This window comes from Exiguobacterium sp. s160 (assembly GCF_018617575.1).
Classification (GTDB): Bacteria; Bacillota; Bacilli; order Exiguobacteriales; family Exiguobacteriaceae; genus Exiguobacterium; species Exiguobacterium aestuarii_A.
In genome coordinates this window covers 64,265-90,119 of record NZ_JACSKK010000004.1, presented here as the reverse complement: position 1 = coordinate 90,119, position 25,855 = coordinate 64,265, and the positions used below count along the sequence as shown (strand labels likewise).

Genomic DNA, 25,855 nt, shown 5'->3' with positions numbered 1-25,855 from the left:
AACGAATCAGTTCGATGTCTTCTCTGTTGACGGGAGTACCCGTTTTTCTAATAAAAATGGTCCGAATGGGATGACGGATGCCATGACGGCAAGCGTCAGCACTTTGAAGCCCCAACGGAAGCGCCACGCCATGTACATGGCCGCAAGTACGTAAGCCACAAACAAGAAACCGTGCGCTGCGCCGACGATGCTGACCGCGAGTGGAATACCCGCCATATATTTCAGTGGCATCGCGATGAACAGTAACAACAAGAAGGACACACCTTCTGTGTAGCCAAGCCATTTAAAATGAGTCGTAGTCATATGCGTTCTCCTTTATCTCTGTAGGCTATATCTATCGTAGCCGAAACATGAGAGGTTTGTCACAGGAGAGTGCATAAAAGTTACGAGGCTATTTGACGATTTGGTGAACGATGCAATACTTTTGTTTCGACGAAGTTGCGAAGGAATAAGCCATCGACTCCGATTTTTCCTGCGTTATGTCCAGCAACCAAAATCAATACAGATACGATCAACATCGTCGGGTTCGTACTGACCGTCCCTGAGAGCAAGAACGCCATGTTCATGACAAGACCGAAGAACGCCGCGCTACGTGTGAGTGCACCGAGCAATAACCCTAACCCGACCAAAAATTCACCATAAGGAATAAGGACATCGAATAATCCGGCGTTCGGAATCGCAACGTTTTCTAAGAATGCAGCCCACCATCCCGCAACGGCTGGATGCTCTCCAGTCGCGAGTGTCACCGCGTTGTTTAAGAATCCCTCCGTTCCAAAGCCACCTGTGATTTTACCCCAACCTGCTGTTAACCAATGATAACCGAGCCATACACGTAACACCGTCAAGATTGCCGTAGCGATGTTATGATTTTGCCAAAATTTCGTGAACATAATGATTCCTCCCTTTCAAGAAGTTGAATAAATGAATAATGTGATTACATTCACAATATACCACCTATGTTCACTATTTCACATATATATTTTGCTTTGTTCATGATTCGTCCATATGTACGTCACACTCTATTCACATCCAGCAAAAAGACGCCTACTCGAGGCGTCTTTGAGAAGTTTACAACGTTACTTCTTGAGGTGGCTGCCCTTTTTTGTTCATCACACGCATCGATTCTGGTTCGATTTTGAGAATGACCAATTTCGGATCGTCCGGACCATCAAACCAGCCCTCGAGTTTGTCGTTCCACACTTTTTCTTTCATCGATTCATCGTCTGACACAGTCGCTTTCCCTAAGATTTCTAAGTAGGTGTCTCCCACTCCATCTCCATCATAACCAATCAGAATATGCGTATATGGATTCTTCTCTAATTCCTCTACCTTATCTGTATCGTTCGAGGTTGCTGTATAGAGCGTGAAATCATCATGGAAAAATGTCATGTATCGACTATGGGGCTTCACCTTATATACGGTCGCCATCGTCCCTACATCACTTGAATCTAGGATCTTCAAAGCTGTTTCTTTTGCACTCATTCCAAATTCCTCCTTCATGATTTGTCGCTCGTATACTGTTCCCTCAAACTACACGATTAAACACAAAAAAAACCTGCTCGCCGATGCGAGCAGGTATCATATTCCTTAGAAAGGAAGATTAGATTTTTTCAACGTTAGAAGCTTGTGGTCCACGAGCTCCGTCTGTGATTTCGAAAGTTACTTCTTGGCCTTCTTCAAGTGTTTTGAAGCCGTCGCCTTGGATTGCTGAGAAGTGTACGAATACGTCGTCTCCGCCTTCCATTTCGATGAAGCCGTAACCTTTTTCTGAGTTAAACCATTTTACTTTACCTGTGTTCATGAATGAACCCTCCTGAAATAAACGCTATGCGTTATAGTAGTGCCTTACTAGAAAAAACTTGACCAAAAAAAATACAAGCCTCTGGATTATCTAATGAAAAATAATCCCAAGCACTTGTGAATTATGATTCCAGCTATTCTTAATTAAGCACATATTGAATATAACACGACTAGATGCTTCTGTCTAGTAAATACTTCTGATTGCTAAAAAACGAGGTGAAACGGGTACATGCTAGAGAAGATGATGCTAGGAGGATTTATTATGAAAAATGCAAAGGACCCGCAATCAATCGCATCGATGATTGCCTCTTATTCTGATTGGTCGGAAGAAGACCTCATCCAGCGAACACTCGAATGGCACCGCGCCACGCGCGAGACATCTTACTCAGAGCAGCAACAATCCATCCCTTGCCGAATTCCAATGACAGAACGTATTACGCCTGTTCAAACGTCACTCCCGCTCGAACAAATGGACGGAATGGTTCGTCCTGTATGGATGCGCCGGCTCGATGCTGAATATTTGAACTTGATGCAGACGACGAAACAACACGTCGATGTAACGAACTATGGCGCTGTCGGAGATGGAAAAACGGATTGCACGCTCGCTTTTCGTCTCGCCCTCCGCTCCAATCGCCGCGTCTTTGTCCCGGCAGGTGTGTATATCGTTCGGGGCCTTCGCCTTCCTTCGAACTGCGTGTTAGAAGGTGCCGGACAGGACGTCACCATTCTAAAACTATCCGATCGTGCGCCAAAGCATCGAAGACTGTTACGAAATGCCACCCCGTTTGCGGGAAACAATCATATCGAGGTATGTCACCTGACGCTCGATTGGAACGTTGCACGATTAGGCGATGTGAAACGAACGACGAGCGGTGACACGACATCGAGTGCTCTGACGTTTGCGCATGTGACGTATGGCTGGGTGCATCATGTGACGGCTAAAAATGCCGGTCTTCATGCGTTCGACATCACGTCTCCGCACTATCATTACTTAGGGGATGGACTTCGTGCCGCAAACGGAAGTCGGTATATTCATCTTGATCACCTTGAGGCGACGAACTATGGGGATGACGGAATCACGACACACCATAGCGATGCCATTTATATCACTAACTGTTATTGTCATCACCCTCATGGCCGAACACACGCCGTTGGATTTTCAAACTCGAATGGCATTGAGATTGACGATGGATCGCGGCACGTCACACTCGTGAACAATAAAAGTGAAGGATGTTTTGGCGGAATCGAAGTAAAGGCACATGGAACCTCGTCAGCGGCTCATGACGTTCATATTTTTGGACACCTTTCACTTCATGACAATCGCTCATTTAACTTCCGTCACATTGGTCATCATTTAGCAGACGATCCCGATTCGGCGACAGCACGCTTTCTGTCTGGTACGAACTTAGTATCCGTCGAACCGGTCCGAAGCTCGCTATATGCGAAATCCTCGCCACGAAGCCTGGTCGTATCGGCCTATCAAGACGTCTTGATCCATGGATTGACCGCGATCGGTGACCCGACTTACGATTACGAAAAACATCCGGCACTGGCGGTTCAATACAAGTCTCGGCGCGTTCAATTACATCGCATCTCCGTACGTGGATTTACAACCTCGAGAGCTGATCTCGAACTGTTCGGAGGGGATAATCGGACCGATGAAGTGACCATCGAAAACTTACGATGCCTTGAATCTGCGCCAATCGCGTTAAGAATAGGACGTCAGCTGGAGAAAATCGCACTTCATCAAATCGAAGGACAGAAAAAAAGCGGAGATGTACTCATCTCCACGAAAAGTCCAATCGATGCGAAAGACATGCTCGTTTACGGATTCTCGGACCGAGTACGTTCAGACGTTTGAGCCGCCTCGACAAGCCGATCCAATTTGTCCTCATCGAGTTCAAGCGAGCTTTCTTTCTGTTTGGCCATCATGCGGACGATCGCTTTGTCTAAAAAGCCCATTCGTTCAAAGTCATACCCGCTCCCGACAACTTCGACGAAATAGGCATGTTCTCGTAGCGTGTCACGATAAGCTTCTTCTAGCTCGCGAATCCGTTCCGATTCTGTCGGTGTCCCGGCACACAAATATAGAGCAAGGGGATGCTCCAGCAAGTGTGCCTCATGAAGCGTCAACCATTCTTTCATCTCGTCCTGGATGGTACCCATCCGAATCGAACTGCCGACGATGACGTGATCCACCGTCTCCCACATAACGTTCGGCTCTTCTACGATATTTTGGACATGAACGTCTCCCGATAACCGTTCAGCGAGTAAAGACGCCACTTTTTCACTCGTTCCATATCTGGAAGAGTACGCGATTAAAGTACCCATGTCGTTCCCTCTTTTCATGTCAGACGTTACTTACACTATTCCCGAATCGTGAGAAGAAGATACGCGACCACTCAAAAAAGCTCGCCGTCTGGCGAGCTTTTCGTCACAGTTTATACACTTGTGCTTCGTAAGGACGAAGAGTGAACGGTTCAATCGGTTCCATGTTTCCGATGACGCGTTCTTTTACGTCATATGGTAAGTCACGTTGTTGTGTGTCACCTGAGAAGTTACAGAGCACGAGCCATGTCTCTCCTTCGAACGAACGCGTGAACACATAGACTGCCTCATCTTCCGGTAACAACAGCTCATACTTTCCATAGACAACGATTGGATTGGCTTTACGGAGCGCAATCAATTGACGGTAGTAATGGAAGAGCGAATTCGGGTCTTTCCGTGCCGCCTCCGCATTGATGTCGACATAGTTCGGGTTGACCCCAATCCATGGTGTTCCTGTCGTGAAGCCACCATGTGCTTCGTCCGACCACTGTACCGGCGTGCGTGAATTGTCACGTCCCCGCTCATGAATTCCACGGAAAATCTCGTCGTGCGTCAACAACCCTTTTGACGTGTAGTCACGGTAAGCGTTTAACGTTTCGATATCTCGGTACTGATCGATCGAATCAAACGCGACATTCGTCATCCCGAACTCTTCCCCTTGATAAATGTAAGGTGTCCCTTTCAATAGATGAAGAAGTGTCGCAAGCATCTTCCCGGAACGGACACGATATTCCGGGGAGTCGTTCCCGAAGCGCGAGATGGCACGGGGCTGATCATGGTTACTCCAATACAGGCTGTTCCATCCTTCTTCTTCCAGTCCTTCTTGCCAACGCGAGAAGATCGTCTTCAACTCTGTGAGTTTCCAGTCCGTCGGATTCCATTTCCCGAAGCTGCCGTTTCCGACGTCTACATGCTCAAAATGAAAGACCATGTTCAGTTCGTTACGGTCTTCCCCTGTATACAATTTCGCTTCTTCCACACTGACTCCTGGCATCTCACCGACCGTGATCGTGTCGTATTTAGATAAGACTTCTTGATTCATCTCTTGCATGAATTCATGGATACGTGGTCCGTTAAAGAAGAATGGCGTGCCGTCACCGTACCCTGTTCCTTGCGTTTGACCATCTGGATAGCTCGGGTCTTTTGAGATCATATTGATCACGTCCATTCGGAACCCGTCGACCCCTTTATCGAGCCAATACGTCATGAGATCGTACACTTCACGACGAAGCGTTTCGCTCTCCCAGTTCAAATCCGGTTGTTTCTTACTGAATAAGTGAAGGTAGTACTCATCGCTCGCCTCATCATATTGCCAAGCGCTGCCGCCGAAGAAAGCTCCCCAGTTCGTCGGCGGCTGACCGTCTTTTCCTTTTTTCCAAATATAATAGTCGCGATATGGACTCTCTTTTGAAGAGCGTGACTCCATGAACCACTGGTGTTCATCGGAAGAGTGATTGACGACCAGGTCCATCATGATTTTAATCCCGTGACGGTGTGCTTCTTCAAGCATCGCATCAAAGTCGTCCATCGTACCGAACTCCTCCATAATGGCACGATAATCACGAATGTCGTATCCGTTGTCATCGTTCGGCGAATCGTATACCGGCGAGAGCCAGATGACATCAATTCCGAGTTCTGCCAAGTAAGACATCTTCTCCGTGACCCCTTGGATATCACCAATCCCGTCCCCGTTCGAATCATTGAAGCTCCGCGGATAAATTTGATACACAACCGCTTCTTTCCACCATTGTTTCATGTTACGTCCTCCTTGAAGTTCATTTCCGTTTCAACGCTTTCATCGTACTGCCTTCAAGGATTCATGACCATCCATGATATGATTAGGATATGTACAATTTTGCTATAAAATGAGGAGACTATTATGGAAATCGGCTTTTGTGGCTATTCGTATCATACAACGACCTACACTTTTCCATTCGCTAACTTACTCGATACGTATCTGATTCGCTTACAGACAGAGGGGACGGCTCGGATCGTCGTCAATGGGGAAATGATGATCACACGACCTGGTGACGTATTGATTGTCCGCCCGGGTGACTTCTATGAAATGCATGTCGATACACCTGCGAGCGGAGACTATCATATCTTCTGCACCGGACATGCGATGGATACGTGGTGGCATGCGACGCCACGGGAAAGACTATACGCGATCACCATCGATTCCCGCCTACTTTCGCTATGGCAACACATTACAGAGGAAGTGCGCCGTCCACCATCGGAACAAAGTCCTGAATTAATTGAAACTCTCGTCAAAGCGCTTCTACTCATGCTGGATCGTTCGATTCAAGATGTGCATTCCCAGGCGCGACCTCCAGTCGTCTCTCGCATGATGCGCTTTATCGAATCGCACGTCACCAATGACTTTAAAGTGGCAGACGTTGCTATAGAGGTCGGACTCAGCGTTTCACGGACCGTTCATCTCTTTAAAGAAGAGACCGGGATGACAATCATCGAATATGCACAATCGATTCGCTTACAGCTTGCCGAAGAGCAAATGCGCTATACAAAACATTCGTTAGAAACGATTGCGGAACTGTCTGGATTTCGAAGTTATCCATATTTCCACAGAATTTTTAAACGGAAATATGGCGTAGCACCAGGGGTTTATCGCACTCTTCAACAAAAAAACGAAAAAAAATAAAAAAAGAGTGATCCATTTTTTGAACCGCTCCGTTAGATGGGTGTAAATAACGACAACAACACTCACTTACGAAAAGGAGCGATTACACATGAAGAAGAAGACGTTAAACAAAATCGTAGCACCGGCACTAGCCTTAGGACTACTCGTACCGGTCAACGCACAGGCAGCGGATCACACACCGACAGCAAGTACACCAGCAGGTGACCTTCGCGCCACACTCGATCAACTCTTATCTGAGCACTACGTATTAGCCGTCACATCGATGATGAAAGGATACGACGAGGCAGCAGATGCTGAAGTTTCGATGAAAGCACTCGATCAAAACGCGCTCGACATGACACCAGCCATCTCATCAATTTATGGGGAAGAAGGCGGCATGAAGTTCGAAGAAATCTTCCGTGGTCATAACGACTACTCAGCTGATTTCGTAGAAGCTGCAAAATCAGACAACCAAGAACTACGCATGGAAGCTGAAGCTGAAGTCGATGAGTTCGTAGAAGAATTCTCAACATTCCTCGATGCAGCGACGGAAGGGAACTTACCGAAAGAAGCGGCAGCAGATGCACTTGAACTTCATGAAGACCAAGTCCTCTCTGTATTCGATAACTATGTCGAAGGAGATTACGAAGAAGCTTACATGACGTTCCGTGAAGGTTACAAGCACATGTTCAACATCAGTAAAGCCCTCTCAGGTGCAATCGTCACACAAATGCCTGACAAATTCACGACTGGAGCAGATACACCAGCTGTTGAACTCCGCTCAACATTGAACAGTCTTGCAGGTGAGCACTTCGCCCTCGCTGCAATCGGTATGCAAAAAGGATATGACCAAGCAGAGGACTATGACTACGTCACATGGGCAGAAGATCAGAACACACTCGACTTCAAAGCGGCCATCGCATCTGTATACGGTGACGAAGGTGCTGCACAGTTCGAAAAAATCTGGAACTCAGACCACATCACAGCACAAGGTGATATCGTAGCTGCTACACTTGAAGGTGACGAAGCGAAGATTGAAGAAGCACGTATGCGCCTCGACACATTCGCTGTCGACTTCAGCACATTCCTCGATGCAGCAACAGAAGGTAACTTGCCACAAGCTGCTGGTGAAGAAGCCATCAAACAGCATGAGACACTCGTACTCGACACATTCGATCAATACGTCGCAGGCGATGCAGAAGCGGCTTGGATGTCATTCCGTGAAGGATATGCGTTCATGTTCGGTGTTGGTGAAACACTCGGTAACGCGATCGTGACACAAATGCCTGACAAGTTTGAAGAAACAATGATGCCTGAAGAGATGCCTGAAACAGGTCTCGGTGGTGCACAAGAACAATCAATGAACACGCTCTACGCTGGATTAGCTGTACTTGGCGGAATCTTACTCGCCTTCGTAACGCTTCGCAAACGTAAAGTGTCTGAACAATAATCAATAAGGAGGGAGCCCCATGAACAAGCGCCATTTGTTTCTGGCGCTCTCTCTCTTTTGTTTTAGCTTCTGGACGTGGACGAGCGCCCAAGAATCGTCGTCACCACCTGTAGAAGAAAAACAAATAGAGGAGAGCCCGGATTTAACGGCTGAATTCTCACTTCTACAGGAAGAGGTGGAGAAGTTACGATTAGCTGAGGAAGAAGAAAACGCCAAGGCCGTCACCCCTGTTCAAATCCAGATCCCTAAAATTGATGTCGATACGGCAATTGAACAAGTCGGGGTACTGGAAAACGGACAGATGGGTGTACCAGAAGATGAAAATCAGGTCGGGTGGTTTGAACCCGGTGTCACACCGGGAAGTAAAGGGAACGCCGTGATCGCCGGTCACGTCGACAGTAAGACCGGCCCGGCCGTCTTTTATCAACTCGATCAACTTAAAGAAGGCGATGACGTTCTGATTCTAGACGAAGCCGGAAACACACTTCGGTTCCGCGTCACAAAAACAGAACGCTATGATACGAAAACCGCGCCAATCGAAGAGATTTTCGGTGCCACATCAAATCGCAATTTAAATTTGATCACCTGTTCGGGTACGTTCGGGGACGGGGGCTACGATGAACGATTCGTCGTGTATACAGAGCTAGTGGATACCGAACTGAACGAAACTGTCGATCTCGAGATCCCGACGGCAGTCGAGCGACAAGGAAACTTGTTAACCTGGCACGCCGTGCGTCAAGAGAGCGTGATCGGATATCGCATCTATGAAGTCGTCGACGGAAAAGCGACTCATATCGAAAGCGTCCCATCCCATGCAAGAAAGAGTATCGAAGTCGCAAGTAAAACAGGTGTTTCTTATTATGTGACTGCGATTGACCAACTTGGGAACGAGTCCAAACCGTCGCAAACAACGAAGTAAATACAAAACCGCTCTTAGATAAAATTCTAAGGGCGGTTTTTTACTGCTTTTCATGTATAGTGAATGTAGCAATACATATATATCATATTCAGGATAAGGAGTTTACACGTCATGAGGACTCGACTTTCGCAACCTCTCGCAAATCAATTAAAAAGAAGAATTCGCGCCATTTGGGGCGTGGACGATTCATATTATTGGTACCCCCTTTCCACTCCTCCTCGATTAGATGTGATTGCATTCGATAGCGATTACATTGAAGATGTTGATCAAAAAATTAAAGACATCCAGCAATGGATACGGAATCAACAAACGGAGCTCATCTTTGAACTACATGAGGACCGTACACTCTGGCAAATCGATACCGCTTCATTAGACCCTTGTTATGATGGTCGCTATTTAGAACGGTATTGGTTTGATCAACAAATGAACTGGATTATTTATGCATCCCATGAAAGTACGATTAGTTTCGGTGGGCAAGGATTGATTACATCACTCCAATCTTCTTGGACGGATTGGCAGGAGAATTTATCCGTCTTAGACAATCAATACATCGAATGATAGACTCGACACAAAAACGCACCCATTTCATCAATGAGTGCGTCGTACTTATACGAAGCAAGGAATCTGCGGGTTGAACGTCTTGTTGTTCTCCGTCATGACTTGCTTTTTAATTTTGCCTTCTCCGAGGTAGACGATGCGGTCAGCAAGTGCCTCTGCATCTTCCTCGTCGTGTGTCACGAAAATTGTCGTCGTGCCCGTCTGCTTCAAGAGACGGCGCAAATCGTCACGAATCCGATGTTGAAGTGACGTGTCCAAGTTACTGAACGGTTCGTCTAGAATCAACAACGCTGGTTTCGGTGCGAGTGCACGCGCGAGCGCGACACGCTGTTGTTGTCCCCCACTGAGTTCGTACGGGTAACGATGACGGAACTCCGTCAAGTTGACGAGCGCGAGCATCTCTTCGACACGCGCATTCCGTTCTTTCCGGCTTAGTTTATGAAGACCGAACCGAATGTTCTTTTCAACGGTCATGTGCGGGAAGAGTGCATAGTCTTGGAAGACCATCCCGACGCCACGATCTTCTGGTGGCATGAACTGACAATCGTCGCAACAGACGCAGTCGTTCACGACGACAACGCCCTGGTTCGGCATCTCGAGCCCTGCGATCAATCGGAGAATCGTACTTTTCCCAGAACCGCTGTCCCCAAGAAGCGAGACGATTTCGCCTTTTGTGATTGAAATCGAGAACCCTTTGATGGTCTCTTCATGTGCACCTTTATAGCTAAAATGTAAATCGTTGATTTGAACGAACATTAGTCGGCCTCCTTATCAAGCACCTTGTGGGAAACGAATATCAACAGTCCACTCATGAGGACGATGACGATGGAAGCGAGTGCCGCTTCATGAATCTTCTCATCACTCACGTATTTGAACGCCTGTGTCGCAAGCGTCGAAAAGTTAAATGGTTGTAAAAAGAGCGTCAACGGCAACTCTTTCATAATATCAATAAAGACGAGGATAAATGCGCTCATGATGGCACCTTTGATCATCGGGATATCCACGCGGAAGAACGTTTGGACCGTGTTCCATCCGAGCATGCGGGATGCTTCCGTGAACGATTTCCCGACCTTCTCGAACCCACTCTCAATCGAGTTGTAGCCGATGGCGAGGAAACGGATGACATAGGCGAAGATGAGCATGATGAGCGTCGTCCGAAACACGAACGTCTGACTCAAGTCGAGCGCCTTAGCCATATCGAGCACTTTGCCATCGAGCCACAAGAAGAGCGTGATGACCGCAATCGCGATCGCTGCCCCTGGAATCGAATACCCAAGCGTCGTCACCTTTGAAATGACGCGTGTCATGTTCGACGGGAAGAGCCGCGTGTAATTCGCAATGATGAGTGCGAACAACAGGATGATCACTGTTGCGATAAAGGCGACACGCACCGTATTCCAAACAAGTTGCCAAAATTCTTCCGTGAAGACCGTATCGAACGTCAGGAACGTCCAGGCCGTCAACTGCGTGAACGGAATGACGAATGCGATGGCAAAGACGATCGAGACATAAGCGAATACCGCGTAGCGATGCCAGCCTTGAAGCGGTCTCGGTTTGAGCGGTTTCACTTTCGTCGAAGCGTAACTAAATTGCTTCCGTCCTCGCACGAGTCGCTCCATCGTCAAGATGGCGATGACGAGAATCATGAGGGTACCTGCCAGCTTCAGCGCCGACGACGTATCCTTCATCCCGAACCATGTGCTAAAAATAGCGGTACTGAACGTCTGGATCCCGAAATATTTCACGACGCCATAGTCGTTGAGTACTTCCATCAAGACGAGACTGACACCACCGATGATGGCGACTCGGGAAATCGGAATGACGACGGTGAAGAAAATATCCCATGACCCACGACCGAGGATCCGTGCGTTCTCAATCATCGAGGACGATTGGTTATGCAGGAACGCTCGTGTGATCGTATAAATGTATGGATAGAGGAACAAGGTGAAAATAAACACGGTTCCTTGAATCGACATGATATTGAAGTACGACTGATCGACAGTGATCCCGAACTGATTCCGTAGCGTTGTTTGGATCACTCCGGTGTAATTTAAAATGCCGTGATACGTATACGCCCCGATATAAGGCGGAATCGCCAGTGGCAAGATGAGTGCCCATTTAAAGAAGCGACGGAACGGAAAATCATAGACGGTCACGAACCAAGCAAGGCTCGTTCCAATCACAGTCGTCAGGAGACCAGTAGCCACCATGATGAACAACGTGTTCCGTACATAACGGGGCAACAAATACTCTTGAATATGCTGCCAGTTGTCATTGACCGGTGCGAATAATTCCACGAGCACGACAATCCCCGGCAAGACGATCAATAAAATCGCGAGAAAGCTTAGGATCGCCCATCCATTCAGTTGTCGTTTTACCGCGTGCCAGTTCATGTCGTACCGCTCCCGTTCTGTAAACAATCAATTCCTGTCCCATCATATCAGTTTCTACGCGTCCCGTGTAGCGCTTAGGGTGTATGAAACGCAAAAACCTCCGGCCTGAACTCTCGTTCAAGCCGAAGTCATCTTACTTCCAACCTACTTCGTTAAAGATGCGGATTGCTTCTTGTTGGTTTTCTCCAAGTGCAGAGAGGTTGATGTCTTGCTCTTTGAACTCGCCCCATGATTGAAGAAGCTCATTTGGCTCAACCGACTCGTTGACTGGGTATTCGTAGTTCACACCCGCAAATTTCTCTTGAGCTGACGGTTCTGACATGAACTCCATCAATTTTTGAGCGTTTTCTGTGTTTTTCGACGCTTTCGTCATCGCGATACCAGAAATGTTTACGTGTGTACCTGTTGTGTCTTGGTTTGGGAAGAAGACACCGAGTTGCTCGGCGACTTTCTTCTCTTCTTCGTCTTCAGAATTCAACATGAGACCCATATAGTACGTGTTCATGATGGCCACGTCTCCTTCACCGGCGACGACCGCTTTCGCTTGGTCACGATCGTTCCCTTGTGGGTCGCGTGCCATGTTATTCACTAAGCCTTTCGCCCACTCTTTCGCTTCATCGACACCGTTCACTTCGATGAATGATGCGAGAAGTGAGATGTTGTACATGTTTTCAGACGGACGCACGAGTACTTTGCCGTTCCATTGTTCTTCTGTCAATGCTTCATACGTCGACAATTCTTCTGGTTTCACGCGATCTTTCGAGTAAACGATGACACGTGCACGTTTCGTCAAACCGAACCATTCGTTGTCCGTGTCACGATATTTTGCAGGAATGTTTGACTCAAGCTCATCGCTATCGACCGCTTGGAGATGTCCCGCTTCTTTCGCTTGGTACAAGTTTCCGGCATCTGCCGTAATGAAGAGGTCAGCCTCTGTGCTCTCTCCTTCAGTGTTTAAACGCTCGAGAAGTTCGTCACTCTTACCTTCCACGACGTTTACCTTGATGCCCGTCTCTTCTTCAAACTGTTTATATAATTGTTGATCGACATCGTAGTGGCGACTCGAGTAAACATTGACGACGTTCGAATCGTCCGAGCCTTCATTTGAAGTTGTCTCATCTGTGCTTGCGCAAGCGGCAAGGAGCGATGTCGTTAACGCTGCTGAAATTCCTAAAGCTGCATATTTTTTGTTCATCTGTCATTCCCCCACGTTCAATGATTTCTCTCTGGTAATGATAATTACTCTCAGTACCTATCATCACTGATAATCATTCTCACGTCAAGGGTTTTCTGCAATCGCTATCAGTAAGAATGCTTAATTTGTGACAGTTTTGAGGTCATCATTTCTTGACTTCAAAAGAATGCGAACGATATAGTGAAATCAAACAAACCGTCCGGTCGGTACAGAAAGGAGTGGAGATATGACAAACCGATCGAATATCACGAAACAAAAGCTATTGGATGCGGCAACGGACATCATCATGAACCAAGGGGTGCATCAACTTACATTAGATGAAGTCGCCAAAACAGCAGGTGTTTCAAAAGGTGGACTTCTCTATCATTACGCTTCAAAAGAGGCATTGATGACAGCAATCGTCGAACGGTTACAGCAAGAGCAAAACGAGTTGTATGCCTCACTGCAACAGGAAGGTCACGGTCCAGTCGAAGCATTCGTTCGTCTGTTCGATGAAACGAATTTGCATCCCGAACGTGCTGCCATTCATATCGACGTCGAGAAAATGATCGCATTTCTCACGCTGTTTGCCGTCGACCAAGAGTATGCGAATCGATGGAAGCATGATTTAGATACGTTTTTCGAACAGTTCCAAAAAACAGCCGACCCGGTTGAAACGATGATCATTCGTTATGCACTCGAAGGCATGATGATGTCAGAACATTTTGGGGTCGGTGTTCCCCCTGCCGAACTCAAACAAGCAATCATTACCCGCTTGATTGAACGGGCACACGCCATCGACAGCCAATCATAAAAAACAACATATAGAGGAGATTAAAAACCCATGCAGAAAATCACGTCCTTCTCCGTCAACAACAAGTTTGCGGTTTGGTTGATGACAATCATCTTGACAGCCGCCGGTCTTTTCGCCGGTCTGACGATGAAGCTCGAGACGTTACCGGACATCACGACACCGACCGTCTCGGTCACAACCATTTATCCAGGCGCATCCCCTGAGCAAGTGCTTGAAGAAGTCAGTACCGTTCTTGAAGAACGCCTGCAAAGTCTAAATGGTGTGGAACAAGTTCGTTCTTCATCGTTCCAAAACGCTTCGAACATCCAAATCGACTACGACTTCAGTACCGACATGGATGAAGCGGAACAGCAAGTCAAAGACGCGTTAAGCAACGTCGAACTACCTGAATCAGCACAAGAACCCCAAGTGTCGCGTCTCAGCTTCGACGCTTTCCCGGTCATCGGGGCTGCCATTTCGGATGAAAGTCTTGACTTGGCTGAATTGACGAAGCTCGTCGAGGAAGAAGTGCAACCTGCCCTTGAAGGAGTGGAAGGCGCACAAACCGTCCAAATTGCCGGACAGGAAATTCGCCGTGTCGAACTTCAATTCGATCAAGACGCACTCGCTGAATACAATTTGACAGAAGACACGGTCAAACAATTGATTCAAGCGAACGATGCCCGGATTGCTCTTGGGTTATATGAGTTAGGCGATACGGAACAGGCTGTCGTCATCGACGGGAAGTCTGAGACGCTCGAGGCGTTCCGCGACCTTCAGATTCCGTACTCACCAGCACAATCCACGCCGACGACACCGTCTGCCCCGACTGAATTGCCACCTGGTCAAACGCCAGACGTGCCGACAGAGGTCCCGACGGAAACACCATCGGCATTACCACCAAACGTTCCGACGACGGTTCCGACTGTCGCGTTGAGCGAACTCGCGACAATCGAGGACAAAGGAATTGAAGAATCGATTTCTCGCTCGAACGGTGAACGTTCAATCGGCGTACAGGTGACGAAGACACAAGATGCGAACACGGTCGATGTCGTCAATGCCGTCAAAGAAGTATTGAATGACTTCGAAGCAGAGTATGACACGGCGAATGTATCGATCACACTCGACCAAGGACAACCGATTGAAGAGTCGGTCGAGACGATGTTATCGAAAGCATTGCTCGGTGGCTTATTCGCCATCCTCATCATCTTAGTGTTCTTGCGTAACTTCCGATCGACAATCATCGCTGTCATCTCGATCCCGTTATCGCTTCTCATGGCACTTATCGTGTTGAAGCAATTGGATATCACGTTAAACATCATGACACTCGGTGCGATGACCGTCGCCATCGGTCGTGTCGTCGATGACTCCATTGTCGTCATCGAGAATATTTACCGTCGACTCACACGGTCGAACGAACCACTTCGCGGTAAAGAATTAATCATCGCGGCGACAAAAGAAGTATTCATCCCGATTGCTTCGTCGACAATCGTTACAATCGCGGTATTCTTACCGCTCGGATTCGTCACAGGATTTGTCGGTGAATTGTTCTTGCCGTTCGCATTGACGGTCGTCTTCGCCCTTCTTGCTTCATTACTCGTCGCGATCACGGTTGTACCAATGATGGCCGACTCGTTCTTTAAGAACCGCGACAAGTTGAAGCCAGAAGAAGGTCCAGGCAAGCTCGCGGAATGGTATCGCGGCGTCTTGAACTGGTCACTGAACCATAAACTCGTCGTCTTCGGACTCGCGACTGCCCTATTGATTGGTAGTTTTGCCCTCGTCCCAGCGATCGGGGTCAACTTCTTGAACCAAGATTCGGAGAAGACGTTGTTCGTCACGTTCGACCCAGAACCGGGTCAAACGCTTGAAGATTCGATTGCTGCAGCTGAAGTGGCAGAAGAATACTTCATGGAAGAACAACCGAACGCAACGGACGTTCAGTTCACGGTCGGTGGAGAGAACCCGCTGAACCCAGGAAACAATAAACAAGGAATCTTCATCGTCCAGTATGACCCGGATACAGAAGATTTCGCAGATGTGAAATTGGCTGATATCGAGAAGTTGAACGAACTCGCTTCAAACGGGGAGTGGAAAGAACAAGACTTCTCAGGTGGCGGCGCAACGAGCGGTGTGACATATAACGTCTATGCCAACTCGCTTGAAGATTTAGAAGCCATCGTGCCGACTTTCATCGAAACGATTGAAGAAGAAACGGATTACGTCCGTCAGGCAACGTCAGACTTACGTGAATCGTATGTACAATATACGTTCAACGTCGACCAACAAGCCGCAGCGGAAGCTGGTGTATCTGCAGGTCAAATCGCACAAGTCATCAGCCAATTCCAGGCACCAGAAAGCCCACTCGCGAGCGTGACGGTGGATGACAAACAGTTAGACGTCGTCATCCCGAACGAGCAAGTGACGTATAATAGTGTCGATGACCTGCAAGCACAAGAAATCACGACACCGTTCGGACCACGCCCGATTTCAGACTTCATTGAAATCGAAGAAGGCACAACGCCGGACACACTCGTCGAGCGCGACGGAAAGCTGCTCGCACAAGTGAGTGTCGAACTCAGCACGGATAAAGCGACGGAAGCGTCGGCTGCGATCGAAGAACGCGTATCAGAAATCGAGCTCCCGTCTGGCGTATCGTATGATGTCGGCGGTGTAACGGAACAGATTCAAGAATCGTTCACACAGCTCGGTCTTGCGATGCTCGCTGCAATCGCCATCGTATACTTGGTTCTCGTGATCACATTCGGAGGGGCACTCACACCATTCGTCGTGTTGTTCTCACTCCCGTATGCGATTATCGGGGGACTTGTCGCCCTCCTCATCACTGGTGAAACGATTTCGGTTTCTGCCTTGATCGGGGCACTCATGTTAATCGGGATTGTCGTCACGAACGCCATCGTCTTGATTGACCGCGTCATTCATAAAGAAGAAGCTGGTTTATCAACACGTGAAGCGTTACTTGAGGCAGCAGGCACACGCCTTCGCCCAATCTTGATGACCGCACTCGCGACAATCGGTGCACTCGCACCGCTCGCACTCGGTCTCGAGGGCGGGGCACTCATCTCGAAAGGTCTCGGAGTCACCGTGATCGGCGGACTTTCAAGTTCGACGCTTCTCACGTTGCTCATCGTACCGATCGTCTATGAGTTCTTCGCACGATTCCGTAAGAAAAAACAAGCGTAAACAAAAGAGAGTTGACTTTGACAAGTCGACTCTCTTTTTTCGTTCAATAACACTGCATGATGATTTCGGTTTCTTCAAATCGTTTGGCGCGGAGGGCATCTTCTGGAATAAGAAAATAAAGAATGCCAACATCCCCAAATATGACATCTAATTCTTCAGTAGAATCCATTTGAAAGAGCAGGAAAGGATGATCGAATCGTTCCCCATATGTTTCTTCTACTTCTTCAAACACGTCATTCTGCACTTCATTCGGATGTCCACCAATTGCGTGGAGTTCTTCTTGTTCGAATTGTTCGACAAGCGTTTCGTACAGGTCGTCACCGAGCAAATCGTACAAATCATATCCATTCTCCGCATAGCCCTCTTTGAAAGAAACGGCACGCTCATTCAATGCTTCTCCAACCCGCACTCGCTCAAGTTGCGTTTCTTCCGTATACAAGACACGCCAAAGATGACGCTCGTCCTCATCTCCCCAAGGTTGTTCTTCCAAGTCATAGAAGAAAGACAACAAACCTTCTTTCGGGAGTGCATCCACGGATTCAAACTCAGCTAAATCACTTAAACGGAACTGAGCTAAAAACGTCATATTCTCCCCAGGGTGCAAGTCAGCATTCGGCAAATCGGGATGCCCACCGAATTTTGAATGGCCGATTTGAACTTCTTCTCGTGTGGTTCGTGGTACAAGCGTCAAATTGACCCGCTTCGTGAACGCACGTAAAATGTCTTCCCCGTTTTGTAATCCATGCTCTTCAATAAATTGCTCAATCGTTTTTAGTTCCATCTCGACACCCCGCTTGTTTATGATAGATATAGTATAGCATGCCGAACGTATGTACCCATTATCTTTTTTGTTATACCCTTTTCTTGACCGATGAGGATGAATTTGAGAAGATGCATACGTTTTGAATGATGCGAAAGGAAGTCTTATAGATGAAATTATTGAAATGGATGATCGGGCTCTCACTCTTGTTTGGATTGAGCACGCTCGGCAACTGGATGGTTGAGACGTTCTCGTGGAAAGTACCAGGTAGCGTCATCGGCATGGTGCTGTTGCTCGTCCTCTTAGTAACAAAAGTCATCCGCGTGGAATGGATTGAAGACAGCGCTGGATTTTTGACGAAGCACCTCGCATTCTTCTTCATCCCGATTGCCGTCGGTCTCATGGCGTACGGTACGTTGTTAAAAGCCGCCGGCATCCCTCTTCTCGTGACCTTACTCATCAGCATGGCGGTCGGTATGGTCGTGACAGCGTTTGTTTCCGGGAAAGAAGGTGAGGCGTCATGACATACGTTTGGATTGGATTGACGATTCTCGTGTATTCGCTCAGTCGTCAACTTTCGAAAAAGTGGGTATCTCCGTTCACTAATGTCGTCTTCTTAAGTACAGCGATTCTGATTCTCCTGTTACTCGTGACAGGACAGTCCTATGATACGTATAAACCGGCTACCGATCTCATTACCATCTTACTCGGTCCGGCGACTGTCGCCCTCGGGTTACCGCTCTATCGCAACTTACCCGTGTTACTCGCCCGGGCAAAACGGGCCCTGAGTGCCATCGTACTTGGGTCACTTTCCACAATTTTTGTTGCTGTCCTTTTCGGCAAATTGTTTTCGTTTACCGAAAACGTATTGATTGCACTATCGGTCAAATCGGCCACGTCCCCGATTGCCCTTGAATTGGCTCGACAACTAGAAGGTGATGCAACGCTTGCGGCTTCGATTGCCGTCGCCTGCGGTATTTTAGGTGCGATGCTCGGTCCGGTACTATTGACATGGATTCGTATAGACGACCCGTTCACGCGTGGGCTCACACTCGGCACCATCAGTCACGGGATCGGGACCGCTCAAGCAGCGACGGAACATCCGTTGTCTGGTGCAACAGGTGGTGCCGCGATGGGATTGACCGCCATCTTCACTTCGTTCATCTTGCCCATTTTATACCCGTTTCTCTTTTGAACAGGTCACGCTCATTTCATCGATGGGCGTGACTTTTTTGTTTCGACTTCGAGCGCGCGTGATAAACTAATGAAGATGAAACTTTTTAGAGGAGGGCAATCCATGCAAGAAAAATTAATTGAACGCTTAATGACTTACGCGAAGATTGATACACAGTCTGACTTCACGAGTACGACAACACCATCGACGGCCAAACAATGGGATTTGATTCGTCATTTGGAAAAAGAACTGAAAGAACTTGGGCTGACAGATGTCGAGACGGACGAATACGGCTATCTATTCGCCACACTTCCAAGTAACGTCGATCATGACGTCCCGACAATCGGATTCCTCGCTCACGTGGATACGGCGACCGATTTCACGGGTACGAACGTTTCCCCTCAACTCGTTGAGCATTATGAAGGTGGCGATATCGTCTTGAACGAATCCTTAAATGTCGTCTTGTCACCAAAAGACTTCCCAGAACTTGACGGGTATGTCGGACATACGCTCATGACAACGGACGGAACGACACTCCTCGGTGCGGACGATAAAGCAGGGATTGCCGAAATCGTCACAGCCGTCGAATACTTATTGGCTCACCCTGAGATTCCGCACGGACCGGTCCGCATTGCTTTCACACCGGATGAAGAAATCGGACGTGGACCACATAAATTCGATGTCGCTCGTTTTAACGCGGACTTCGCTTACACGATGGATGGTGGCCCGCTCGGAGAGTTACAGTATGAAAGTTTCAACGCAGCCGGTGCGACCGTCACCTTCCACGGGACGAACGTTCACCCGGGTAGCGCCAAGAACAAGATGGTCAACTCGATGAAGCTCGCGATGGCGTTCCAAAACCGTTTACCGGCTGATGAGGCACCGGAACGTACGAGCAACTACGAAGGATTCTTCCATTTGAACGGCTTTAATGGGGATGTGGAGAAGACGACACTTCAATACATCATCCGCGATCACGACAAACAGAAGTTCGAAGCGCGTAAAGCGTTGATGGAGAAACTTGTCCTCGAATGGAAACAAAAATACGGGGAAGAGCGGATTGAACTCAAAATGGAAGATCAGTATTACAACATGGCCGAGAAAATCGAACCGGTGAAACACATCGTCGATACCGTTGCTGACGTCATGCGCGGCCTTGACATCGAACCGAAGATTGAACCGATTCGTGGTGGGACAGACGGATCACAACTTTCTTACATGGGTCTTCCGACACCGAACATCTTCACGGGTGGCGAGAACTATCACGGGAAGTTCGAATATATCTCTGTGAACAACATGGAAAAAGCAACAACGGTCATTATCGAAACACTTCGCACATTCGCGAAGCGTGCACAAGCATAACACATGCGCCTCCAATCGTTCTCTTTTACACTAGAGACATTGGAGGCGATTTTTGATGAAACATACATTTAGCATGAACCTCGGCTGGGATGGCGGACGAAATGACGTCGGTACCCTCGAGGCTGAGCGATTAAAGACACAGATTTCGATTCCACCCGAAATGGACGGTCCCGGAGTCGGCACGAATCCGGATGAAATGTTACTCGGGGCAGCGGCCACGTGTTATATCATCACACTCGCAGCCGTACTCGGGCGAAGTGACCTGACTCACCGTGGCATCACGATTGACGCGGAAGGAATCGTCGATGTGACAAACGGCATCTTCACTTACGAGACGATTCGCTATACGACAACGATTCAAGTCCCTGCAGAGATGACCGACCGAGAGATCACGTTGGTCGAGCGTATTGCGAAAAAAGCGAAAGATCAATGTATGATTTCACGCGCGCTCGCAGGAAATGTGGCGTTCGAATTGAATACGACCATTATACGAGTCGATTAAAGCCATCATGATGATGGCTTTTTCTGTGCATCGAAGTGTCAGCTACCTTGTTGATCGATGATTTCACCGTCCACAGAAATTCCTCGTACAATCGCTCCTTGCCCGATTTGAAAATAATATCGACCCAGACCTTTTCGAATCATCGTTGCCTCAGTGAACATAGTGTCGTGATGGGATTTCGTTTCAACTGTATCGATGTTTGGATTGTTTACTTCTCCAAATGTCACATCGAAAGAATGTTCGACGTTTCCGGCGTCATCGTATTCTCGTAAAAATGTGCTATATGAGGTGAAATTGTCGTTTTCATAGTGCGTCCACCCTCTTGGTCCAAGAAGCTCCCACCCTTCCTCATTATTCCCCTCAAAGAACTGGACGACTAATGCCTCCATCTCATTTTGAAAATCAATATCATCTTGAAACTCCATGACATCTTGAAACTCCATGACATCTTGGAACTCTACAGGATCCGGAATCGTCGTGTACATGACGATGGTCACCCCATCGTGTCGTGTTATATAAATCAATTTATTCATGTCATAAGTTAGACCTTTAGCCAACGCCTCGTCAAAATCATCATATTTCCCAAACTCAAATTTCCCCACCTCAAACGCTTGAAGTTCATTCTTCAATAGCGAATTCACGATACTTGAACTGACCGCAATGAATAGGATGATCAGCCAGAGTCTAATTTGTTTCATAGTACCCCCCATTTGATTCACGTGCATTTCTGTTCTACATAATATTTCCATCTTACGTTGTATAATCCTCTATCCTAATGCACAAGTTTTTCTTTAACGTTTGTGAATCATGACGTGACACTGCGCGTTTTTCAAAAACGTGATACAATACACGTCGTAAACTAATCAGAAAAACGAGGGATACCATACATGATTACAGTAAATAACGTCAGCCTACAATTTGGCGGTCGCAAGTTGTTCGAAGACGTGAACATCAAGTTCACACCAGGCAACTGTTACGGATTGATCGGTGCGAACGGTGCCGGTAAATCGACATTCTTAAAGATTTTATCAGGTGAGCAAGATACGACGACGGGTGATGTCAGCATCACACCGGGTGAGCGTCTCGCGGTCCTCAAACAGGACCACTACGCGTATGAGGACAGTGCTGTTCTTGAGACCGTCATCATGGGTCACGAGCGTCTTTATAGCGTCATGAAAGAAAAAGACGCCATCTATATGAAAGAAGATTTCTCAGACGAAGATGGAATGCGCGCAGCTGAACTCGAAGGTGAGTTCGCTGAGTTGAACGGTTGGGAAGCAGAGTCAGAAGCGTCGATGGTTCTTCAAGGTCTTGGGATCACAGAAGCGCTTCACCAGAAACAAATGAGCGAACTCACAGGTGGCGAGAAAGTCAAAGTCCTTCTTGCCCAAGCACTCTTCGGTAAGCCAGACATCTTGCTTTTGGACGAGCCGACCAACGGACTTGACCTCAAAGCAATTCAATGGTTAGAAGAGTTTTTAATCAACTTTGAAAACACAGTCATCGTCGTTTCCCACGACCGCCACTTCTTGAACAAAGTCTGTACACACATGGCAGACCTCGACTTTGGAAAAATCCAATTGTATGTCGGGAACTACGACTTCTGGTATGAGTCAAGCCAACTTGCTACACGTATGGCGGCAGATCAGAACAAGAAGAAAGAAGAGAAGATCAAAGAGCTTCAAAACTTCATCGCACGTTTCAGCTCGAACGCATCGAAAGCGCGTCAAGCGACGTCACGTAAGAAGTTGCTCGATAAGATCACACTCGACGACATTCGTCCGTCATCACGTCGTTATCCATTCGTCGGATTCACGATGGAACGCGAAATCGGGAACGATGTTCTCTATGTCGACAACGTTTCGAAAACGATTGATGGCGTAAAAGTGCTCGACAACGTCACGTTCTCACTTAACAAGACGGACAAAGTCGCATTCGTTGGTCGTTCTGACGTTGCGATCACGACACTCTTCAAAATTCTCATGGGTGAGATGGAACCAGATACAGGTTCGGTCAAATGGGGCGTGACGACGACTCAGTCGTACTTCCCGAAAGACAACTCGGAATACTTCGAGGGCTCGGAAAAGAGCATCCTCGACTGGTTGCGTCAGTTCTCACCAGCCGATGAGTCAGATACGTTCCTTCGTGGATTCCTTGGCCGCATGCTCTTCTCAGGCGAAGAAGTCATGAAGAAGGCGTCTGTCCTCTCAGGGGGAGAAAAAGTACGCTGCATGCTCTCGAAGATGATGCTCTCAAACTCGAATGTGCTCGTCCTCGACGATCCGACGAACCACTTGGACCTCGAATCGATCACAGCACTCAACAACGGTCTCGAGTCATTCAAAGGCGTACTCCTCTTCAGCTCACATGACCATCAGCTCATCTCGACGATTGCGACACGCATCATCGAAGTGACACCGAATGGCATCGTGGATAAAGAAGCAACTTACGATGAGTACTTGGAGAACGAAGCGCTCCAACAACAAGTTGAATCACTTTACCAAAATGCATAATAAAAATGATCGGCTCACGCGAGCCGATCATTTTTATTTGACGTTTACCGTCTCCATCACATGCTCATGAATGTCATGACCTTTCGTGACGTGGACTTGAACGTTGTATGCGCCAGATTCAGTAAAGGTGTGCATCCCTTTGTACATACCAGCATCTGCTTCCTCTAACTTCACCCACTCATGCTTCTCTGCCCCGTCTTGGAAGATTTCGAGTTGTACGTCTGCCCCCGCTAACATCTCCTCTTCAATCATAACGTGAACCATGAACGGCTGTTCCTCACCTGCTGTCGCCGATTTCGGTTCGAGCGTGATGTCCGCTCCTGCATGGTGATGGTGGTCACTATCCTTTTCCGCTTCGGCAGCCGTTTCAGGATGTCCGACCGTCACATTCGTCGTTGGCATCGTATGCATCGAACGTGCTGTCACGTGAACTTGGACCGTATAGACCGCTTCTTCCGCGAACGTCGTCTCTGCTTCATAGACACCGTCTTTTGTGAGCGACGCCTTGATCATGTCACTTTCTTCCTTTGCACCATTCTTCCATACTTCGAACTTGATCTCATCCGCATCGTCTACAGGCTGACCGTCCTGTGTGACGCGAACAGATAATGGTACCGCTTCTCCTTGATCTGCCGTCGCAGCCACCGTCAACTCTGCCTCTACCGGCTCCATCGATTGTGGGACAGCTGCGCTTTCCGCTTCTTTCTCCGTGCCGCATGCACCGAGTACGAACAGGCCGATGAGTCCAAACACGACCCCAAACCGTGTCATCATCTTTTTCATCATAAGTCCTCCTTATAAATCGCTTACATCTTTCACACATTTTTCATGATACCACCCTTTTCCAGAAAGAGTGTGAGCATTCTGTGAGATAACCCACGATACCTTCTCACAAATTTCACACATATAGTTGAATCAAAATTTGTTTCATCCATTTCCGAATATTAGTCCATCATTTCTAAAAAGGGGTATATAAAAACTATATAGGGTGTGCATTTGGAAAGCCTTAACATCAAGAGGATGACATCATGAATGGAGGCGAATTCAGATGAAACGTAGGGTCATTCGTGGGGCGATGGCACTGTTCATCTTATTGGCGATGGTGATCACACAATCGATTTCTGTCAGTGCCGCCGCTTCAAAATTTATCACGAGCGTGAACACGACAAACAAAGTCGTTGCGTTAACGTTCGATGATGGGGCAGACGGAGCGAACACGAACAAGATTTTAGACATTTTGGCAAAAAACAACGTCAAAGCCACTTTCTTTTTGACAGGATCGGGTGCAAACAACCATCCCCAATACATTAAAAATATCGCCGCGAAAGGACATCAACTCGGTAATCACTCGTATACACATCCTGACTTCACGAAACTAACTGCCACTCAAATGAAATCCGAACTCGACCGCACGGAAGCCTTGATTAAATCATTGACCGGCAAAACGACGAAACCGATTTTCAGAGCCCCGTTCGGAGCCGTCAATAGTACTGTGTTGAACGACGTCGGTGCTGCCGGCTATGGTTACACGATTCAATGGAATATCGATACGATTGACTGGAAAGGATTGACCGCGAGCCAAATCAATACGAAAGTACAAACCAATATTAAACCGGGTTCAATCGTCTTAATGCATACTGGTGCGGGTGCACCGGGTACACCACTCGCATTGCCAACGATGATTTCGCAACTGAAAGCAAAAGGGTACCAATTTGTCACGGTCTCGCAATTACTCGCCTATCAAAACACGTCAACGAACAAAACGTATACTGTGAAGTCCGGTGACACGTTGTACAGCATCGCACGGACGTATGGCGTCACGGTATCCGCTCTAGCGGCAGCTAACAATATCACAAACTATAGCTTAATCTATGTCGGACAAGTGCTCATCATTCCAGGAACAACCGTCACTCCACCACCTACAACGACTGTGAAATATACCGTGAAATCGGGTGACACGCTCTACAAGATTGCGACAATGTACAATACGACCGTCTCGAAGATTGCAGCCGCCAACAAAATCACAAACATCAATCTCATCAGTGTCGGACAGGTGCTCATCATTCCAGGAACAACCGTCACTCCACCACCTACAACGACCGTGAAGTATACCGTGAAGTCGGGTGACACACTCTATAAGATTGCGACGATGTACAATACGACTGTTGCGAAAATCGCAGCCGCCAACAACATCACGAACATCAATCTCATCAGTGTCGGACAAGTGTTGACCATTCCGAAATGAGTGCACTGTGAATCTTTTCCTCTACTTGTGACGTATCGTATG

The 25,855-nt window shown here is 47.7% G+C and carries 25 protein-coding genes; 13 read left to right on the top strand and 12 right to left on the bottom strand.

The features are described from left to right. Positions 1-6: 6 nt before the first annotated feature. The 4 genes from KNO86_RS10045 to KNO86_RS10030 all read right to left on the bottom strand — a co-directional run bounded on the left by KNO86_RS10045 (position 7) and on the right by KNO86_RS10030 (position 1,801). Positions 7-303, bottom strand: a complete 297-nt coding sequence (locus KNO86_RS10045) for a DUF3817 domain-containing protein (protein WP_074034148.1) — start codon at positions 301-303, stop codon at positions 7-9. 80 nt (positions 304-383) lie between these two features. Then, entirely contained in the window at positions 384-890 is a 507-nt protein-coding gene (locus KNO86_RS10040) for a DoxX family membrane protein (protein ID WP_074034146.1), read from the bottom strand. A gap of 178 nt (positions 891-1,068) precedes the next feature. Next, positions 1,069-1,482 (bottom strand): pyridoxamine 5'-phosphate oxidase family protein, encoded by a 414-nt coding sequence (locus KNO86_RS10035; RefSeq protein WP_214695810.1) that lies wholly within the window; start codon positions 1,480-1,482, stop codon positions 1,069-1,071. A gap of 118 nt (positions 1,483-1,600) precedes the next feature. Continuing rightward, on the bottom strand, positions 1,601-1,801 hold the full coding sequence (locus tag KNO86_RS10030; protein WP_015880427.1) for a cold-shock protein: 201 nt from the start codon (positions 1,799-1,801) through the stop codon (positions 1,601-1,603). A 261-nt stretch (positions 1,802-2,062) separates the two neighbouring features. Here KNO86_RS10030 and KNO86_RS10025 point away from each other — a divergent pair, with 261 nt between their 5' ends. Next, on the top strand, positions 2,063-3,661 hold the full coding sequence (locus tag KNO86_RS10025) for a glycoside hydrolase family 55 protein (RefSeq protein WP_214695804.1): 1,599 nt from the start codon (positions 2,063-2,065) through the stop codon (positions 3,659-3,661). Here KNO86_RS10025 and KNO86_RS10020 read toward each other — a convergent pair. Next, entirely contained in the window at positions 3,625-4,131 is a 507-nt protein-coding gene (locus KNO86_RS10020) for a flavodoxin domain-containing protein (protein WP_214695802.1), read from the bottom strand. The two genes, KNO86_RS10025 and KNO86_RS10020, sit on opposite strands and share 37 nt — an antisense overlap. A gap of 103 nt (positions 4,132-4,234) precedes the next feature. Then, complete coding sequence (locus KNO86_RS10015; RefSeq protein ID WP_214695800.1) at positions 4,235-5,884, bottom strand: glycoside hydrolase family 13 protein; 1,650 nt, start codon at positions 5,882-5,884, stop codon at positions 4,235-4,237. A gap of 123 nt (positions 5,885-6,007) precedes the next feature. Here KNO86_RS10015 and KNO86_RS10010 point away from each other — a divergent pair, with 123 nt between their 5' ends. The 4 genes from KNO86_RS10010 (at position 6,008) to KNO86_RS09995 (ending at position 9,693) form a co-directional block, all read left to right on the top strand. Further along, positions 6,008-6,787, top strand: coding sequence for an AraC family transcriptional regulator (locus KNO86_RS10010; protein ID WP_214695798.1), 780 nt, complete (start codon positions 6,008-6,010; stop codon positions 6,785-6,787). Positions 6,788-6,875: 88 nt separating this feature from the next. Beyond that, positions 6,876-8,216, top strand: coding sequence for a copper amine oxidase (locus KNO86_RS10005; protein ID WP_214695789.1), 1,341 nt, complete (start codon positions 6,876-6,878; stop codon positions 8,214-8,216). A 19-nt stretch (positions 8,217-8,235) separates the two neighbouring features. Further along, the gene (locus KNO86_RS10000; protein WP_214695782.1) at positions 8,236-9,135 is read left to right on the top strand and encodes a class F sortase; all 900 of its coding nucleotides are present in this window, start codon (positions 8,236-8,238) and stop codon (positions 9,133-9,135) included. Positions 9,136-9,246: 111 nt separating this feature from the next. Further along, positions 9,247-9,693, top strand: coding sequence for a hypothetical protein (locus KNO86_RS09995; protein ID WP_214695780.1), 447 nt, complete (start codon positions 9,247-9,249; stop codon positions 9,691-9,693). 48 nt (positions 9,694-9,741) lie between these two features. On the opposite strand, the gene KNO86_RS09990 is transcribed toward KNO86_RS09995, so the two are convergent. The 3 genes from KNO86_RS09990 to KNO86_RS09980 form a co-directional block, all read right to left on the bottom strand. Then, positions 9,742-10,449 carry an ABC transporter ATP-binding protein gene (locus KNO86_RS09990; RefSeq protein WP_214695778.1) on the bottom strand — a complete coding sequence of 236 codons (708 nt, stop codon included), beginning with the start codon at positions 10,447-10,449 and terminating at the stop codon, positions 9,742-9,744. Then, positions 10,449-12,086 carry an ABC transporter permease gene (locus KNO86_RS09985; RefSeq protein WP_214695776.1) on the bottom strand — a complete coding sequence of 546 codons (1,638 nt, stop codon included), beginning with the start codon at positions 12,084-12,086 and terminating at the stop codon, positions 10,449-10,451. The genes KNO86_RS09990 and KNO86_RS09985 overlap by 1 nt, the downstream gene beginning before the upstream one ends. Positions 12,087-12,219: 133 nt before the next feature. Continuing rightward, positions 12,220-13,281, bottom strand: a complete 1,062-nt coding sequence (locus tag KNO86_RS09980; protein ID WP_214695774.1) for a Fe(3+) ABC transporter substrate-binding protein — start codon at positions 13,279-13,281, stop codon at positions 12,220-12,222. A gap of 226 nt (positions 13,282-13,507) precedes the next feature. Between KNO86_RS09980 and KNO86_RS09975 the strand changes: the two genes are divergently transcribed. Both KNO86_RS09975 and KNO86_RS09970 read left to right on the top strand, forming a co-directional pair. Next, entirely contained in the window at positions 13,508-14,074 is a 567-nt protein-coding gene (locus KNO86_RS09975) for a TetR/AcrR family transcriptional regulator (protein WP_214695772.1), read from the top strand. A 30-nt stretch (positions 14,075-14,104) separates the two neighbouring features. Next, positions 14,105-17,257 (top strand): efflux RND transporter permease subunit, encoded by a 3,153-nt coding sequence (locus KNO86_RS09970; protein WP_214695770.1) that lies wholly within the window; start codon positions 14,105-14,107, stop codon positions 17,255-17,257. A 43-nt stretch (positions 17,258-17,300) separates the two neighbouring features. On the opposite strand, the gene KNO86_RS09965 is transcribed toward KNO86_RS09970, so the two are convergent. After that, a complete protein-coding gene (locus KNO86_RS09965; protein ID WP_214695768.1) occupies positions 17,301-18,038 on the bottom strand; it encodes a YwqG family protein in 738 nt (245 codons plus the stop codon). A 149-nt stretch (positions 18,039-18,187) separates the two neighbouring features. On the opposite strand from KNO86_RS09965, the gene KNO86_RS09960 reads away from it, so the two are divergent. From KNO86_RS09960 to KNO86_RS09945, 4 genes are all read left to right on the top strand, one after another. After that, complete coding sequence (locus KNO86_RS09960; protein WP_214695766.1) at positions 18,188-18,541, top strand: CidA/LrgA family protein; 354 nt, start codon at positions 18,188-18,190, stop codon at positions 18,539-18,541. Further along, positions 18,538-19,212 carry an LrgB family protein gene (locus KNO86_RS09955; protein WP_214695764.1) on the top strand — a complete coding sequence of 225 codons (675 nt, stop codon included), beginning with the start codon at positions 18,538-18,540 and terminating at the stop codon, positions 19,210-19,212. Before KNO86_RS09960 ends, KNO86_RS09955 begins: the two co-directional genes overlap by 4 nt. 102 nt (positions 19,213-19,314) lie before the next feature. After that, positions 19,315-20,553 (top strand): peptidase T, encoded by a 1,239-nt coding sequence (gene pepT, locus KNO86_RS09950; protein WP_214695762.1) that lies wholly within the window; start codon positions 19,315-19,317, stop codon positions 20,551-20,553. A gap of 52 nt (positions 20,554-20,605) precedes the next feature. After that, on the top strand, positions 20,606-21,055 hold the full coding sequence (locus KNO86_RS09945; protein WP_483298403.1) for an SACOL1771 family peroxiredoxin: 450 nt from the start codon (positions 20,606-20,608) through the stop codon (positions 21,053-21,055). A 38-nt stretch (positions 21,056-21,093) separates the two neighbouring features. Here KNO86_RS09945 and KNO86_RS09940 read toward each other — a convergent pair whose 3' ends face one another. Next, positions 21,094-21,753, bottom strand: a complete 660-nt coding sequence (locus tag KNO86_RS09940) for a hypothetical protein (RefSeq protein WP_214695757.1) — start codon at positions 21,751-21,753, stop codon at positions 21,094-21,096. Positions 21,754-21,942: 189 nt separating this feature from the next. Here KNO86_RS09940 and KNO86_RS09935 point away from each other — a divergent pair, with 189 nt between their 5' ends. Continuing rightward, positions 21,943-23,568: an ABC-F family ATP-binding cassette domain-containing protein gene (locus KNO86_RS09935; protein WP_214695756.1), complete on the top strand. Its 1,626-nt coding sequence runs from the start codon at positions 21,943-21,945 to the stop codon at positions 23,566-23,568. A gap of 33 nt (positions 23,569-23,601) precedes the next feature. On the opposite strand, the gene KNO86_RS09930 is transcribed toward KNO86_RS09935, so the two are convergent. Next, the gene (locus tag KNO86_RS09930) at positions 23,602-24,351 is read right to left on the bottom strand and encodes a FixH family protein (RefSeq protein ID WP_214695754.1); all 750 of its coding nucleotides are present in this window, start codon (positions 24,349-24,351) and stop codon (positions 23,602-23,604) included. A 265-nt stretch (positions 24,352-24,616) separates the two neighbouring features. Here KNO86_RS09930 and KNO86_RS09925 point away from each other — a divergent pair, with 265 nt between their 5' ends. After that, a complete protein-coding gene (locus KNO86_RS09925) occupies positions 24,617-25,813 on the top strand; it encodes a LysM peptidoglycan-binding domain-containing protein (RefSeq protein WP_214695752.1) in 1,197 nt (398 codons plus the stop codon). Positions 25,814-25,855 lie beyond the last annotated feature (42 nt).

What these genes read in the sequence shown, in the direction of transcription:
- KNO86_RS10035 (WP_214695810.1), bottom strand. Translation starts at nt 1,482, where the DNA reads ATGAGTGCAAAAGAAACAGCTTTGAAGATCCTAGATTCAAGTGATGTA.
- KNO86_RS09970 (WP_214695770.1), top strand. Translation starts at nt 14,105, where the DNA reads ATGCAGAAAATCACGTCCTTCTCCGTCAACAACAAGTTTGCGGTTTGG.
- KNO86_RS09925 (WP_214695752.1), top strand. Translation starts at nt 24,617, where the DNA reads ATGAAACGTAGGGTCATTCGTGGGGCGATGGCACTGTTCATCTTATTG.
- KNO86_RS09955 (WP_214695764.1), top strand. Translation starts at nt 18,538, where the DNA reads ATGACATACGTTTGGATTGGATTGACGATTCTCGTGTATTCGCTCAGT.
- KNO86_RS10025 (WP_214695804.1), top strand. Translation starts at nt 2,063, where the DNA reads ATGAAAAATGCAAAGGACCCGCAATCAATCGCATCGATGATTGCCTCT.
- KNO86_RS09985 (WP_214695776.1), bottom strand. Translation starts at nt 12,086, where the DNA reads ATGAACTGGCACGCGGTAAAACGACAACTGAATGGATGGGCGATCCTA.
- KNO86_RS10020 (WP_214695802.1), bottom strand. Translation starts at nt 4,131, where the DNA reads ATGGGTACTTTAATCGCGTACTCTTCCAGATATGGAACGAGTGAAAAA.
- KNO86_RS10015 (WP_214695800.1), bottom strand. Translation starts at nt 5,884, where the DNA reads ATGAAACAATGGTGGAAAGAAGCGGTTGTGTATCAAATTTATCCGCGG.
- KNO86_RS10045 (WP_074034148.1), bottom strand. Translation starts at nt 303, where the DNA reads ATGACTACGACTCATTTTAAATGGCTTGGCTACACAGAAGGTGTGTCC.
- KNO86_RS09995 (WP_214695780.1), top strand. Translation starts at nt 9,247, where the DNA reads ATGAGGACTCGACTTTCGCAACCTCTCGCAAATCAATTAAAAAGAAGA.
- KNO86_RS09940 (WP_214695757.1), bottom strand. Translation starts at nt 21,753, where the DNA reads ATGAAACAAATTAGACTCTGGCTGATCATCCTATTCATTGCGGTCAGT.
- KNO86_RS10000 (WP_214695782.1), top strand. Translation starts at nt 8,236, where the DNA reads ATGAACAAGCGCCATTTGTTTCTGGCGCTCTCTCTCTTTTGTTTTAGC.
- KNO86_RS10010 (WP_214695798.1), top strand. Translation starts at nt 6,008, where the DNA reads ATGGAAATCGGCTTTTGTGGCTATTCGTATCATACAACGACCTACACT.
- KNO86_RS10040 (WP_074034146.1), bottom strand. Translation starts at nt 890, where the DNA reads ATGTTCACGAAATTTTGGCAAAATCATAACATCGCTACGGCAATCTTG.
- KNO86_RS09980 (WP_214695774.1), bottom strand. Translation starts at nt 13,281, where the DNA reads ATGAACAAAAAATATGCAGCTTTAGGAATTTCAGCAGCGTTAACGACA.
- KNO86_RS09930 (WP_214695754.1), bottom strand. Translation starts at nt 24,351, where the DNA reads ATGAAAAAGATGATGACACGGTTTGGGGTCGTGTTTGGACTCATCGGC.
- pepT (WP_214695762.1), top strand. Translation starts at nt 19,315, where the DNA reads ATGCAAGAAAAATTAATTGAACGCTTAATGACTTACGCGAAGATTGAT.
- KNO86_RS10030 (WP_015880427.1), bottom strand. Translation starts at nt 1,801, where the DNA reads ATGAACACAGGTAAAGTAAAATGGTTTAACTCAGAAAAAGGTTACGGC.
- KNO86_RS09990 (WP_214695778.1), bottom strand. Translation starts at nt 10,449, where the DNA reads ATGTTCGTTCAAATCAACGATTTACATTTTAGCTATAAAGGTGCACAT.
- KNO86_RS09975 (WP_214695772.1), top strand. Translation starts at nt 13,508, where the DNA reads ATGACAAACCGATCGAATATCACGAAACAAAAGCTATTGGATGCGGCA.
- KNO86_RS10005 (WP_214695789.1), top strand. Translation starts at nt 6,876, where the DNA reads ATGAAGAAGAAGACGTTAAACAAAATCGTAGCACCGGCACTAGCCTTA.
- KNO86_RS09965 (WP_214695768.1), bottom strand. Translation starts at nt 18,038, where the DNA reads ATGGAACTAAAAACGATTGAGCAATTTATTGAAGAGCATGGATTACAA.
- KNO86_RS09935 (WP_214695756.1), top strand. Translation starts at nt 21,943, where the DNA reads ATGATTACAGTAAATAACGTCAGCCTACAATTTGGCGGTCGCAAGTTG.
- KNO86_RS09960 (WP_214695766.1), top strand. Translation starts at nt 18,188, where the DNA reads ATGAAATTATTGAAATGGATGATCGGGCTCTCACTCTTGTTTGGATTG.